At 41.7% G+C, this 13,488-nt stretch carries 12 protein-coding genes and 1 other RNA gene; 5 read left to right on the top strand and 8 right to left on the bottom strand.

The features are described 5' to 3' along the window. Positions 1 to 91 precede the first annotated feature (91 nt). The 7 genes from serA to ssrS all read right to left on the bottom strand — a co-directional run bounded on the left by serA (position 92) and on the right by ssrS (position 5,934). Entirely contained in the window at positions 92 to 1,321 is a 1,230-nt protein-coding gene (gene serA, locus KO530_RS04445) for a phosphoglycerate dehydrogenase (protein WP_216047196.1), read from the bottom strand. A 124-nt stretch (positions 1,322 to 1,445) separates the two neighbouring features. Then, on the bottom strand, positions 1,446 to 2,102 hold the full coding sequence (gene rpiA, locus KO530_RS04440) for a ribose-5-phosphate isomerase RpiA (RefSeq protein ID WP_216047195.1): 657 nt from the start codon (positions 2,100 to 2,102) through the stop codon (positions 1,446 to 1,448). A 111-nt stretch (positions 2,103 to 2,213) separates the two neighbouring features. Beyond that, positions 2,214 to 2,798: a 5-formyltetrahydrofolate cyclo-ligase gene (locus tag KO530_RS04435; protein ID WP_216047194.1), complete on the bottom strand. Its 585-nt coding sequence runs from the start codon at positions 2,796 to 2,798 to the stop codon at positions 2,214 to 2,216. A 224-nt stretch (positions 2,799 to 3,022) separates the two neighbouring features. Further along, complete coding sequence (locus KO530_RS04430; protein ID WP_216047193.1) at positions 3,023 to 3,964, bottom strand: nucleoside hydrolase; 942 nt, start codon at positions 3,962 to 3,964, stop codon at positions 3,023 to 3,025. A 30-nt stretch (positions 3,965 to 3,994) separates the two neighbouring features. Then, complete coding sequence (locus KO530_RS04425; protein ID WP_216047192.1) at positions 3,995 to 4,891, bottom strand: ribokinase; 897 nt, start codon at positions 4,889 to 4,891, stop codon at positions 3,995 to 3,997. A gap of 171 nt (positions 4,892 to 5,062) precedes the next feature. Further along, complete coding sequence (locus KO530_RS04420; protein ID WP_216047190.1) at positions 5,063 to 5,488, bottom strand: hypothetical protein; 426 nt, start codon at positions 5,486 to 5,488, stop codon at positions 5,063 to 5,065. 264 nt (positions 5,489 to 5,752) lie between these two features. Beyond that, positions 5,753 to 5,934, bottom strand: a non-coding RNA gene (gene ssrS, locus KO530_RS04415) — 6S RNA. Positions 5,935 to 6,175: 241 nt separating this feature from the next. On the opposite strand from ssrS, the gene KO530_RS04410 reads away from it, so the two are divergent. Genes KO530_RS04410 through KO530_RS04395 form a run of 4 tightly spaced genes read left to right on the top strand, consistent with a single transcriptional unit; the run spans position 6,176 to position 10,551 of the window. Then, the gene (locus KO530_RS04410; protein ID WP_216047189.1) at positions 6,176 to 6,745 is read left to right on the top strand and encodes a UPF0149 family protein; all 570 of its coding nucleotides are present in this window, start codon (positions 6,176 to 6,178) and stop codon (positions 6,743 to 6,745) included. Further along, positions 6,745 to 8,064 carry a Xaa-Pro aminopeptidase gene (gene pepP, locus KO530_RS04405; RefSeq protein WP_216047188.1) on the top strand — a complete coding sequence of 440 codons (1,320 nt, stop codon included), beginning with the start codon at positions 6,745 to 6,747 and terminating at the stop codon, positions 8,062 to 8,064. Before KO530_RS04410 ends, pepP begins: the two co-directional genes overlap by 1 nt. 5 nt (positions 8,065 to 8,069) lie before the next feature. Beyond that, a complete protein-coding gene (ubiH, locus tag KO530_RS04400; protein WP_216047187.1) occupies positions 8,070 to 9,335 on the top strand; it encodes a 2-octaprenyl-6-methoxyphenyl hydroxylase in 1,266 nt (421 codons plus the stop codon). Then, positions 9,322 to 10,551, top strand: a complete 1,230-nt coding sequence (locus KO530_RS04395; RefSeq protein ID WP_216047186.1) for an FAD-dependent oxidoreductase — start codon at positions 9,322 to 9,324, stop codon at positions 10,549 to 10,551. The genes ubiH and KO530_RS04395 overlap by 14 nt, the downstream gene beginning before the upstream one ends. A gap of 35 nt (positions 10,552 to 10,586) precedes the next feature. Here KO530_RS04395 and KO530_RS04390 read toward each other — a convergent pair whose 3' ends face one another. Continuing rightward, entirely contained in the window at positions 10,587 to 11,786 is a 1,200-nt protein-coding gene (locus KO530_RS04390; protein WP_216047185.1) for a hypothetical protein, read from the bottom strand. A 247-nt stretch (positions 11,787 to 12,033) separates the two neighbouring features. Between KO530_RS04390 and KO530_RS04385 the strand changes: the two genes are divergently transcribed. After that, positions 12,034 to 13,320, top strand: coding sequence for a M24 family metallopeptidase (locus KO530_RS04385; protein ID WP_354667863.1), 1,287 nt, complete (start codon positions 12,034 to 12,036; stop codon positions 13,318 to 13,320). Positions 13,321 to 13,488: the final 168 nt, after the last annotated feature.

Raw genomic sequence — 13,488 nt, 5'->3', positions numbered from 1 at the left:
GGGCAAATGAAACCCGTTTAAGGTGACGTTGAATGGCGCATAAAATAAACAGCACTTCCCGATAGAGTGGCTATCGGGAAGTGTTAAACGATTAGTGTAAAATACGAGTTTTAATTGTCCCGTCGATTTTAGTGAGTTGCTCAAATGCTTCTTTCGCATCGTCTGTCTCAACGTCAATTACCACATAACCAATATTTTCATTTGTTTGTAGATATTGTGCAGCGATATTAATGTTGTGAGCTGCAAATGCTTGGTTGATCTGAGTTAAAACACCAGGCGCATTGACGTGGATGTGTAACAAACGAGAACGATTTATATGTGATGGCAAGGATACTTCAGGGAAGTTAACCGCTGAAAGCGTCGACCCGTTGTCACTGTATTTGGCCAATTTACCCGCAACTTCAATACCGATATTTTGTTGTGCTTCTTGGGTACTTCCACCTACGTGAGGAGTAAGAATCACGTTATCAAATTTTCTCAAAGGCGAAACAAACTCTTCGTCATTTGATTTTGGCTCTACTGGGAAAACATCAATAGCAGCGCCGTTCAACTTGCCTGATTCCATGGCTTCTGCCAATGCATCAATATCAATTACGGTGCCTCTGGCAGCATTCATTAAGATAGCGCCATCTTTCATCATCGCCAGTTCTTTTTTGCCAATCATATTTTGCGTCTGTTCAGTTTCAGGCACATGCAAAGAAACAACATCTGAAGTACTGAGTAATTGCTTAAGGGTTTTAACTTGAGTTGAGTTACCCAAAACCAATTTATCTTCTATATCAAAAAACTGGACTCGCATACCTAAGTGCTCTGCCAAGATGCTTAGCTGAGTACCAATGTGGCCATAACCAATAATACCTAAGGTTTTGCCTCGCGCTTCATATGATCCTACTGCGCTTTTTTCCCATACACCGCGATGGGCTTTGGCATTTTTACTTGGTACACCACGAAGTAATAAAATGATTTGGCCTAGGGCCAACTCTGCAACTGAACGGGTGTTAGAGAAGGGCGCATTGAACACCGGAATACCGCGTTTTTGTGTTGCTTTAAGGTCGACTTGATTAGTACCAATACAAAAACAACCAACCGCTACGAGTTTTTGCGCAGCATCTATAACATTTGCAGTGAGCTGTGTACGAGAACGAATACCAATAAAGTGAACATCTGCAATCTTTTCGATTAACTCTTCTTCTGATAACGACGTCTTAATATATTCAATATTGGTATAGCCATTGGCTTCAAGGGTTTCCACTGAACTTTGGTGTAAACCCTCAAGCAACAATATCTTAATTTTTTCTTTGGGCAGTGATACTTTGCTCATTAATGTTCCCGTACATGATCGTTAGTTAAAGATATCTGAATTAAGAGACATCTGGACGTCTATTTGAATGTGAAAAATACCAGAACTTTTTCAAATAAGAAAGAGCCTGTTATATTTATTTGGTCTAATCAATCTCAATTACTTCGGTGTCTGTGGCGACTAATACGATATCTGCTGCACGCATGGCGAACAGTCCATTGGTGACAACCCCTGGAATCTGATTAATTTGTTTTTCCAATTCAACTGGATTAAGAATTTTTAAATTGTGCACATCAAGAATGACGTTACCATTATCGGTAATCACACCTTGACGGTATTCAGGATCGCCACCCAATTTTACTAACTCTCGGGCAACAAACGAACGTGCCATCGGGATTACCTCAACTGGCAATGGAAAGGCACCTAAAACCGGCACTTGTTTGCTGTCATCAATAATACAGACAAACTTTTTAGCTACAGCGGCCACAATTTTTTCTCTTGTTAACGCTGCACCACCGCCTTTGATCATATGTTTATGTTTGGTTATTTCATCTGCCCCATCAACATAAATGTCAAAATTGTCTACTGAGTTGAGATCAAACACTTCGATTCCCATTGCCTTCAGTTTTGCCGTTGAATCATCAGAGCTAGAAACCGCACCTTTAATCTTGTGTTTTACTTTTTCCAGTGCGCTTATAAAATAATGCACGGTTGATCCCGTGCCTACACCAATAACACTATCGTCAGTAACAAATTTGATCGCGGCTTCGGCAGCGGCTCGTTTTTTTTCATCTTGAGTCATGTTTGATCCTATTAATTGGCAATGTTAAATACATTCAAAAAATCTGCGCAGAGTATACCGCACTTAGCTCCCACGCGGCTACAAACACTGTATATCTTGATTTGAGGTTATTTAGGTTGAAATAACGCGACTGGGGGTGACTATTTTGTGGACCGGAATATCCCAACTTTCTGTGCTTAAATTGGACGCTTGCTGACAGTCATGGGCGTATCCAATAAGCTGCGGTTTTACCGGAGAGGAGGTTATTTCAGCAAGTGTTCTATCATAAAATCCACCGCCCATACCCAACCTATTGCCAGTTTCATCAAACGCGACTAAAGGCAAAAATATACAATCGAGTTGTGGCACTGCTTTAACTTGTGATGATGAGATAACTGGTTCAGGAATATTAAATCGATTTTTACGCATTTTAGTATCCGCAGCATATCGAATAAATATTAGATAATTCTCACGGGATGGATCTAAAACAGGCAAATAGGTTGTTTTACCATTTTGCCAACACCAATCAATAATGTCGGTACAAGACAACTCTCCGTCTTGGTCAAGGTAAAGTGCAATGTGATTGGCTTGCTCCAGTATTTGGTATTTGATAACAGTCTGAAGCGCGTCTCGACTAGCTAGTTTTTGTTGCTCTGCAGATAGGTTGCGGCGCAATTGACGAAATTGTTTACGTAAATGGGATTTGTTTTCTAACAACGCAAAGACACCTTTGAAAACACAGATTAAGCACAACAATATCTGTTCAGTATACCAATAACTCGGTTCTTTTCTATCAGCTTGGTGAGTAAATTTTAGGATTAAATTTAGTTAAATGATGAGACACAGGTGAAGTTGTGTATTCAGAGCTTAAGATCGATAAATTAAGCGTTTAAAACGAAAATGGTAACCTTAATTACCATTTTCGATAGGGGATATTGTGATTACAGCGAGTAGGTGTCGATGTACAATTTACGCAGTCGATCATGATCAACTTTGGTGGCAACGTCGATTTGCTGGGCGTCTAACCAAAGAGGGCTGGCAGTACTACCTTCTGGTGCTACTGTTGTCTGTCCGCGGTTAAGTGGATCAGTGGAAACTCTGGCATGACCGCGAGTAAATTCAAATAAACTGGGGTCTACTAAATAAGCCAGTGGCATCGCATCATGGAAGAAACAAACACGGTCGTCTCTATCTTGTGAATAAAAGTCCACGTAGAACTGAGATGACTTTTTCACGAATCCACCCAGCTTAGGGTTTTTGATTTCTAATTCATCAAGAAAATCTAACGTGAAAGGCACATCATTAGTCACATCCAAACCAAACATTTTCAGATCCCATGGCGCTGCAAACACTATCTCAGCGGCATACGCATCGTTCCATATGTTAGCTTCAGCTACAGGAGTCACATTACCCTTCACAAAAGCAGCGCCACCCATAATGACCACTCCTTTTACCAAGTTGGGGAGTTCAGGTTCTAAACGCAATGCTAAGGCCAGATTACCTAGCGGGCCAATTGCCACTAAGGTGATTTCACCTGGATGTTGACGAGCCATATCGACAATATATTGGGCTGAGCTGCGAGGATCGAGTTCGCGCTTTGAAGATGGAAAATCGATATTGCCAAAACCATCATCACCATGCACAAAATGCGCATAACCTGACTCAGGACCAACCCAAGGCATACCCACACCCTTGGTTACTGGAATGTCTTGATCAGCTAATTCACATAACGTGAGTGCATTTTGAGCCGACATAGTAACAGGTACGTTTCCGTATACTGTGGTTAATCCCAATACCTCGATATCAGGAGATTGAAAGGCAAAAAATATTGCCATTGCGTCATCAATACCTGGATCGGTATCGAGAATTATTTTATGAGCCATATAATCGTTCTCTTTAATGATAAATTGTGGTTAAGCTTGATGCTGACTGAGGAAAAGATCAACCTCTTCAGTATTCGGAATTGATTGGGCAGCGCCACTACGTGTCACTGCTATTGCTGAAGCTGCGCACGCGCGCACTAACGCATCCTTGGGTTTATGACGTCGACTGTATGCCGCTAGAAAATAACCAATAAAGGTATCACCAGCTGCGGTCGTATCTACTGTTTCAACCGAGAATGCAGGAACTGTGATGGTTTCTTCAGCCAATACAAATCGCACTCCTTGTTTACCTAAGGTAATTAATACCTCTGCATGGGACCATTCGCGACGGAAATATTCTTCCATTTGATCAATATCGTCGACTCCGCTAATTGCAGCTGCTTCCACTTCATTAACAATCAGTAGATCGATACAGTCATGGGGGAGCTGTTTCACTGAATCAGTCATTGGCGCTGGATTAAAAGCCACTTTTAACCCTAACTTTTTAGCCTCTTGAAACACAATGTCTATGGAGCTTGTTTCATTTTGAGTTAGTACCCAAGCAGATTCATCAGCGCCATCAAGGGCTTTGAGAACATCCTGATTTTCAATTTCAAGGTTCGCGCCACCAAATAAAACAATGGCATTTTCACCTGAAGAGGCCACTTGAATTATTGCATGGCCAGTAGGGGAGTCGGTGCACTGCACATATTTGCAGTCAACACCTTGTTTAATCATTGCTTGCTTAAAATGGGCGTCATGTTCGTTAATTTTTCCCACATGCCTAACATCGGAACCCGCTTTCGCTAACGCGATTGACTGGTTTGCTCCCTTACCTCCTAATAATTGTTGATAATCTGTTGAGGATAAGGTTTCACCGGGTTGAACAAAATGATCGACCTGATAAACATGATCAATATTGATTGAACCGAAATTAATAACAGCCATAAAAGTTCCAATTTAGCGCTATGAGATTACAAAGAAATGCGTTTGTACCATAAGTTAACGCTAAAAAGAACAGTTTAACCTGACCATTTGGTCAGCTTTGACGGCCTAAAGGTTATTTTTTAACTATTGATAACTTATTGCTGAAAATTTCTGCACTTCGAGATTGCTAGGCTATCGAGAAAAGATAGACGCAATTTTGTCGAATAAACCTTGAGTTTCCACAAATGGTTGCTCGTTAGCTTGAAACAAACGAACAGATATAGTCGCACCGTGTCCCCAGGGCCACCAAGACAGCATTAAGTCATTTTGCCCATTGTCATCTTTGGTAAGCAATTGTTGTTTTTTCTCGAGAATGCCGAAAAATCCTGCGCGGTGTTTGAGAAACGGATTGGCTTTTTTAAACTGCTTCTTATCCCAAATATGGGGAAAATGTTTTTTGGCTATTGAATAAACGTGCTGTGCATGGTCCACGGAAAACTCAGCGAGAAGACAGCCAAAATGCTCGTCCCACTTCCATTCGATTTGATGGTCTAGGTCGTCAAAAAATTCAGGACAAGCTTCACGCATTGCCTGTTGTTCAGTCGGTGGCACTTTCATCACATTATTATTCTTTTCAACGTTAATTTTAAAAGTTTAGTGGTTTTCACTAAGAAACTGCTAGCGCACTGTATCGGCCAATTCCCTGTGTGCCTGAAGTATTTTGTATAACGCCTGTTTTCCGTCCAATCAACAGTATTAGAATAACCTGCAATTTATGAACCGACAACTTTTATATTCTTATAAAACAATGGGTTGTGAATTTTGGAGGGTGCATAAAAAAGCGAGGTGTCAAATAAATTGACACCTCGCCCTATGAAATTAGAATCTCCCAAAATGCCGCTGTTCGGTGTGGGCCCGTGAACCGAAAGTTCAGGGCGGAAACATCATCACTACCGTAGGCGTCTTGATACTAGCCAAGCTTGCACAATAGTAGTGGAATCAATTTCCAGGTTAAATAGCATCGGCCAGGGACAAAACTGAACTGGCAAACACCCCAGGAGAATTACGAATTTTAGCATAGCGGCGCTAAAATAAAATCGAAAACTGGTAATTCATTTTTAGTTGCTTATAAACTGCACTAAGTGGCGAAATTTCAACACAGTCACCGCTATCAAAATGACAAAGCTTTACTAAAGCCTCATCATGCTCTAGGCAGGCACCTTTGGTAGTGATACGATCTCAAAGCCCTATCTTGTGTCAGTTCTTGAGTGGAAATGGCACTAATGGAAAATAAAGGAAACAAAATTGAATCCATCGCATTTAAATTATGAAGAGTTGTCTACTTTATTGGAACAGCACAATATTCTCACTGATGCATCTGAAGTACATGGCATTTTTTGCGGTATGTTATCGGGTGGAATGGCGTTAGAAAGTCAGGAATGGTCAGTTGCGCTTAATGATTCAATAAATCAAGGTGACGCTTTACCTAATGAGGTTCAAGTGCAATTAACCGCGCTTTACAATGATACCTGCCAACAGTTATTAGAAACCGATTTCACTTTAACCTTATGTATGCCCGATGACTCAGCTCCAATTAACGAAAGAGGCAAAGCATTAATCAATTGGATTCAAGGTTTTATGTTGGGGTTTGGTTTGCACCAAGCTGATTTAACTGCCTGTTCTGCCGACGTGAAAGAAGCGTTAGAAGATTTCTATGAGATTTCTCGTATGGACGAAACCATGCCAGAAAATGAGGAAGCAGAAAAAGCCTTGTTCGAAGTCATCGAATACGTTCGAGTTTCTTGCATGTTATGTTTCAATGAATTGGGTCATTCAGCTGACCAAGCACAAACTGAACCTAAGACGGTACATTGATGTCATCAGAATTAATTAAAGAGTGCACTAAACGCCGACAAATTTTACGTGAGCGAATGTTGCCAAACAGTATTGCCGTCATACCTGCAGCAAACATGGTAACCCGCAGCAATGATACTGAGTTTCCTTTTCGCCAAGACAGTGATTTTCATTATTTGTCAGGCTTTCCAGAAGCCGATGCCTATTTAGTGATTAGTAATAGTCCATTGATGGGCGATGTATTCAGCGCTTTATTTTGTTTACCTAAAGATGAATTAGCAGAAATTTGGCAAGGCAGACGGATTGGAGCCGAGGCGGCACCAGCTGATTATGAAGTCGACATTGCTCACCCCCTAGACGATATCCTAGTAGGTTTAACAAGTTACCTAAATGGTCACGAAAATCTGTATTTCGCTCGCGGTCATCATGGCCCTAGTGATGCGTTAATGGATGAAGTACTCGCCAACTTACGCAATGCACCAAAACAATCGAAAATCGCTCCTAGTTGCGAATTCGATATTCGCTTACTGCTACATGAAATGCGCCTATTTAAATCTGACTTTGAAATTTCAATTATGCGCCAAGCTGCCGAAATTTCTTGTGATGCGCATATCGCCGCAATGAAATACAGCGAAGTGGGCAAAAATGAATTTCATTTAGAAGCCACGATTCATCACCATTTTGCCATGCATGGTGCAAAGTCACCTGCTTACTCAACTATTGTTGGTAGCGGCGACAATGGGTGTATTTTGCATTACACCGAAAATAATTGTGAGCTACAAGACAATAACTTAGTGCTGATCGATGCCGGTGCTGAATTGCAAGGATATGCAGCGGACATTACTCGCACGTTTCCGGTAAATGGTCGATTTAGCGAACCACAAAAAGCGTTATATCAACTGGTGTTGGATGCACAATTGGCGTCTTTTGCCATGTTTAAACCTGGAAGTACCTTCAAAGCCGCATCTGATAAAGCCATTGAAGTCCTCACGAGGGGACTAATTGAATTGGGATTGTTGAGTGGTGACTTAGAAGACAACATTGAACAACAAAATTACCGTCAGTTCTTCATGCATGGACTTGGACATTGGCTTGGCTTGGATGTACATGATGTGGGTAACTATAAAGTGGCAGGTGCAGATCGGGAGTTTGAACCTGGCATGGTTATGACTGTTGAACCTGGTTTGTATGTGTCTGAAACGGCTGAGGTTGATCCTAAATGGAAAGGCATTGGTATTCGTATTGAAGATAATATTGTGATTACCGAAGATGGGTATGAAGTGTTAACCGATAAGGTGCCAAAGACCATTGCAGATATTGAAAATTTGATGGCGAACTAGCAATAATGAACAAAGCTGAACAATCATTTGATTTGGTGATCGCTGGTGGCGGGGCCGTGGGTCTTAGCTTAGCGTTGGCGATTGTGAAACAAAGTCAGCTTAAGGTTGCCGTGATAGAGGCTAATCAGAGCCCTGAAGCGGCGACGCCCCGTTCAGAGTATTCTAGCGGTGACGATTCAAGCTATTTAGATTTGCGCAGTGTTGCTCTTTCTGCCCAGTCAAACCAGATGTTAACCGCGTTAGGCTTAACGGGATTATCTGAATTTGCTTGCCCAATTTCGCATATACATGTGTCAGATCAAGGTCATTTGGGGAGCAGTACCTTAGCTGCGCAAGATTACCAACTGGATGCTTTGGGGCAGGTGATTGAATTACCCGTGTTGGTGAATTTATTGCAAAACGAAATCCACCGATACGCAAAACAAGTTACCTTTTTTTATGGTCAAACAATTGAACAGCTTCATAAATCTTCGGGGCAGATAGATGTAATTCTAGGTGATGAACAACGATTGAGTGCGTCGCTATTGGCAATTGCGGAAGGAGGGAATTCCCCAACTCGCGAAAAATCAGGCATCGAAATTCAGCTCAAAGATTATCAGCAATCAGCGATCGTAGCCAATGTTGCGCTGTATGAAGACCATAACAACACTGCATTCGAACGTTTTACCCAATATGGCCCTTTGGCTTTGTTACCTTTAACGACTCCATTGCAACAAGCCGATTCGTATCGAAGTTCGTTAGTCTGGACGTTGTCGCAAAAGCAATGTGAGGACGTATTGGCGTTAAGCGATGAGGAGTTTATTGCGCGTTTACAAGATGAGTTCGGTTATCGATTAGGGAAAATAAAAGCCGTCGGCAGGCGCAGTGCTTTTCCATTGATTCAAAGTAAAGCGTTACAACACATTCACCATCGCACCGCGTTATTGGGAAATGCTTGCCAAACCTTACATCCCATTGCAGGGCAAGGATTGAACTTGGGGCTAAGAGATGTTGATGAACTTGTGCATATTATATTAGCTGAAGAAACTCTGGATATCGGTCAATATCGAACTCTACAGCGCTACCAACAAAATCGCAAAAATGACCAAGGCCGCTTAATTAGTGCAACGGATTTATTGGTTCATACTTTTTCTAATCTTTATCCTCCGTTAGTTTTAGGGCGTAATCTAGCCCTTGGTATTTTAGATTGTCATCCTAGGATAAAACAAATTTTAGCTCACCATGCCATGGGCTTTCACGGCACATCAGGAAAACTCCATGCAAAATTATGACGTAGCAATTATTGGCGCAGGCATTATTGGCTTAACGGCTGCACTGGCGTTGCAGAATACTGATTTGCGTGTTGTGGTTATCGATTCTGAGCCGGCGGATCAGCCCCTCAGTCAAGATCCAGAGTTACGAGTAAGTGCAATTAATCTTGCTAGTCAGAACATTTTTTGCAATTTAGGGGCTTGGCAAGGCATTTGCGAGCAACGATTGCAGGCTTATCAACACATGCAAGTGTGGGAACAGGATAGTTTTGCCAAAATTGATTTTTGGGCATCGGATATTCAGCAAACACACCTAGGGAGTATTATTGAAAATCAAGCCATCCGCTTAGGTTTGATGCAACAACTCAAACAAGTCGCTAATGTAGAAATTGCGGCTAGTGCCAAAATCGCCAATATTTCCATTGGTCAATCAGAAAGTTTTATTAGTCTAGAAAATGGCAATCATGTCAGCAGTAAACTAGTGGTTGGTGCTGATGGCGCGAATTCGTTGGTGCGTAAAGTGGCAAATTTACCGCTGACTTTTTGGGATTACGATCAGATTGCTATCGTTGCCACTATTGAAACAGAATTCGCGCACGAAAATGTGGCGCGACAAGTGTTTACCCCTGACGGACCTCTGGCGTTGTTGCCATTGTATGAAAAAAACTTGTGCTCAATTGTTTGGTCACAAAGAGTCGAAAAGGCAGAGTCTCTGTTAAAATTGGATGATCGAGCATTTAATCATGCCTTGAGTGCCGCCAGTGACACGCGTTTAGGACAAGTGAAGCTTGTGAGTAAACGAGCCAGTTATCCGTTAAAAATGCGTTATTGTCGCAAGTGGGTGAGTGACCGTATTGTTTTGATTGGAGATGCTGCTCATACCATACATCCTTTAGCAGGGCAGGGCGCAAACTTAGGTATTGCTGATGCAGCTGCATTAGCCGAAGTGCTGGTTGAATTGCAACAGCAAAATAAAGATATAGGTTTGGCTAAAAACCTGCGTTCATTTGAGCGTTGGCGTAAATCAGAAGCACTGCAAATGATTGCCGTCATGGAGAGCTTCAAGCGACTTTTTAGTGGTGCCAACCCGGTGAAAAAGTTGATCAGAGATATAGGGTTATCAGCGACAAATCAGTTATCGCCGTTAAAAAACGATATTATTAAACAAGCAGTTGGAATTGAGGGCAATTTACCTAAGCTGGCAAATATAGATACCAGCTTAGATTCAGCAAGTTAGTACTTATTAATTTGCTGTTTTTATCGGTTATTTAGTTAGTTTTGTAACCACACTTGGTATTCTTCTGAGGCTAGGAATCCGGCAAACGCGGGTTCACTTCCCAAACTCTCAGGAGTAAATTCGTAATACAATCGTTCACTGATCAGATTCAATGTATCAGCTACTCCTTGGTAGTTTTGTTGTTCATTATAAATGGTTAACAAGGTCCAGTAGGGAGGTTCAAAATTTGGCTCAGCATTGACACCTAGGTAGGCATATTTTAATGCTTCATTCATTTCTCCCGCGTTGTAATATAAATTTGCACTCAGCTCGCCAAGGGCTCCATCCATTCCAAAGCGTTTAATGACGTTCTCCATCGCTTGCATGACTTTGACGTTATTCTCAGTCATCACATAATAATCTAGCAGCATAAATTGGGTAGAGGGTAGGTGACCAAAGTATTTGTCTAACAAACTAAGTTGTGCGAGATATTCTTCATCATTAATATTTTGCGCAAGGCCAACACCAGTATCAATCATGACTCGTTGCTTTTTCATATCTTCCGGCATACTTAAAAGCAATTTATAAGCTTCTAGAAATTGCCCTGATTGACGTAAGCTGCCAATTCGTTGGAATTTCTCCACCACATCTTTGTTAATTTTTTCTTTACCAAACATTTTGCCAAAAAAAGAATCATCAGTAGATATCATCAATGCCGTTGCTTGGGTTAAGGAGTCACTAAATTGAGCGCCTTTGCTGGCGATATGGAAATCAAAAACTTTTTGTTCTTCGTTGAGAAATAAAATGAGGTATTCATGCCCACCTGTCGCGTAGTCGATGCGGACAAGGGGGCGCAGGGCTCCTTGCTCGTCAAGCATGCGTATAAAGCTAGAGTTTGATTCTTCATTGAAAAATTGTGCAAAAAGATTATTGATTAAGGTTTTCCGTGTGCGTTCCGCCGAAAATCCACGCACAAAATCATTTATTTCACTTTGTTTGGAAAATAACGCACTGCCAACAATTTGCCCTAAATTTTTCGTGTCGGTCATTTCTCCTAAACTATCTATATCGTGATTATTCAGTGCTTCAGCAAATTTAATGGCGCTCTGTGCGGATTGTTGTGCGAAAACCGAGTTTTCGTTGTTCCCACCCATTTGTTGGGCGTTGCTCAAATTTGAAAATACGCTTAACAGAAGAATGAAAAACGTATTTTTAATAAAAAATGCATATGTTTTTGAGATTGAATCAGTGTTCATAAAATAAGTCCATTTTACGTTTTTAGTTTTAATTTTAGGTGTACCTAATTGAGTTTGCCGATAAAGTTATGCTTTGTACATGACTGAATCGTTTTCAAATATTGTAGACCGTATGCTTTTCGATAAGTTATTTGCCTTAAACGTTTCATAGCAGGGCTTCGCGATAGAGATTGAAGGAAGTCTAGAGTAGCAATATTGTGTTGCGTGTTTTTTGCACATATTATAAATAAAAACGTCTTGGGCTTATATTATTGTGCAAAAAAGAACTTTCTTAAAATTATCCTCTTTCGGAATGGCATCTATTGCATTTAATGGTTTGTCGTTGGAGACCGCGGCAGCACCTGTTACATCAACCAAACTGTCAAAGGTTACTGGCAACGTTCAACCGATTTCAGTGCAAGAGAGAAAGCTGCGTATTGCTGCGGCGCAGAAGCATATGGCAGAACAAAAAATAGATGCCATTATTCTAGAGCCTGGTGCGGCTATGGATTACTTTACTGGAATTCAGTGGTGGCGAAGTGAAAGGCTTACCGGCGTTGTCATTCCTCAAAGCGGTGATATTGCCGTTGTTTGTCCCTTTTTTGAAGAGCCAAGTATTCGTGAGTCTTTAAAACTTGGTGATGATGTTCGAGTTTGGCAAGAGCATGAAAGTCCCTTTGAGCTAATCAAACAGGTTTTGCAAGACCGAGGCATAAGAAAAGGCAAGTTGGGTTTTGAGTCTACGCTTAGATACTTCGTCCTTGATGGCGTAATGGCTTTGCTACCTGATATGAATCACGTCAGCGCCGAACCGGTCACCTTAGCTTGCCGCATGTATAAATCTGCACATGAATTGACGCTTATGCATAAAGCCAATGAAGTGACCTTGATGGCCTATGAACATGTGTTTTCTCAGCTTCAACTGGGCATGACGCAACACGATGTAAAACAATTGATGGACGCTACCCAAGCGCAGCTTGGCGGCACAAATATTTGGTGTTTAGCGCTGTTTAATGAAGCAAGTGCATATCCACATGGCACTGGGCAGTCGCAGGTTATTAAACAAGGCTCAGTCATTTTAATGGACAGCGGTTGCAGTGTTTATGGTTATCAATCAGATATCAGTCGAACCTTGGTTTTTGGCGAAGCATCTAAAAAGCAGCGCGCAGTTTGGGAAACGGTCAAAAAAGGCCAAAAAATAGCATACGAAACCGCTCTAGTTGGCACTGCTGCGGGTAAAGTGGACGACGAGGTGAGAGCGTATTACGAAAAACAAGGTTATGGGCCACTTTACAAGCTACCTGGTTTGTCACACCGAACAGGGCACGGCATCGGCATGGAAGGTCATGAAAGTGTCAACTTTGTTACAGGTGAAACAACGCCACTAAATAAAGGTATGTGCTTGTCGAATGAGCCCGGAATTTATATCCCCGGCGAGTTTGGTGTGCGTTTAGAGGATTGTCTTTACATGGGGGATAAACAAGCCCATTGGTTCACCGAACCCCCTAAATCATTAGACGAACCACTAGGTCGATTAGTCCCGCTTTCGGTTTAATCCACCACTGTAGGACGGGCTTCAGCCCGTTGTTATGTTCCGATGATGCGGGGCTAAAGCCACCGCCTACAGGGTAGGGGAAATCATCTTATTTGTAGCATGGTCTTTAGGCCATGGAAGGTGGTTAACCTCCCACCGAGGTTTGCGTGCAGGTTGTAGCATGGTCTT

Source organism: Aliiglaciecola lipolytica, assembly GCF_018860635.1.
GTDB classification, from domain to species: Bacteria; Pseudomonadota; Gammaproteobacteria; order Enterobacterales; family Alteromonadaceae; genus Aliiglaciecola; species Aliiglaciecola lipolytica_A.
Note: the sequence above shows the minus strand (reverse complement) of the source record. Positions and strands in the feature narration are given on the sequence as shown.

Excerpts from the sequence above, each read along its gene's own strand:
- serA (WP_216047196.1), bottom strand. The coding sequence starts at position 1,321 with ATGAGCAAAGTATCACTGCCCAAAGAAAAAATTAAGATATTGTTGCTT.
- rpiA (WP_216047195.1), bottom strand. The coding sequence starts at position 2,102 with ATGACTCAAGATGAAAAAAAACGAGCCGCTGCCGAAGCCGCGATCAAA.
- KO530_RS04395 (WP_216047186.1), top strand. The coding sequence starts at position 9,322 with ATGCAAAATTATGACGTAGCAATTATTGGCGCAGGCATTATTGGCTTA.
- KO530_RS04430 (WP_216047193.1), bottom strand. The coding sequence starts at position 3,964 with ATGGCTCATAAAATAATTCTCGATACCGATCCAGGTATTGATGACGCA.
- KO530_RS04425 (WP_216047192.1), bottom strand. The coding sequence starts at position 4,891 with ATGGCTGTTATTAATTTCGGTTCAATCAATATTGATCATGTTTATCAG.
- ubiH (WP_216047187.1), top strand. The coding sequence starts at position 8,070 with ATGAACAAAGCTGAACAATCATTTGATTTGGTGATCGCTGGTGGCGGG.
- pepP (WP_216047188.1), top strand. The coding sequence starts at position 6,745 with ATGTCATCAGAATTAATTAAAGAGTGCACTAAACGCCGACAAATTTTA.
- KO530_RS04420 (WP_216047190.1), bottom strand. The coding sequence starts at position 5,488 with ATGAAAGTGCCACCGACTGAACAACAGGCAATGCGTGAAGCTTGTCCT.
- KO530_RS04390 (WP_216047185.1), bottom strand. The coding sequence starts at position 11,786 with ATGAACACTGATTCAATCTCAAAAACATATGCATTTTTTATTAAAAAT.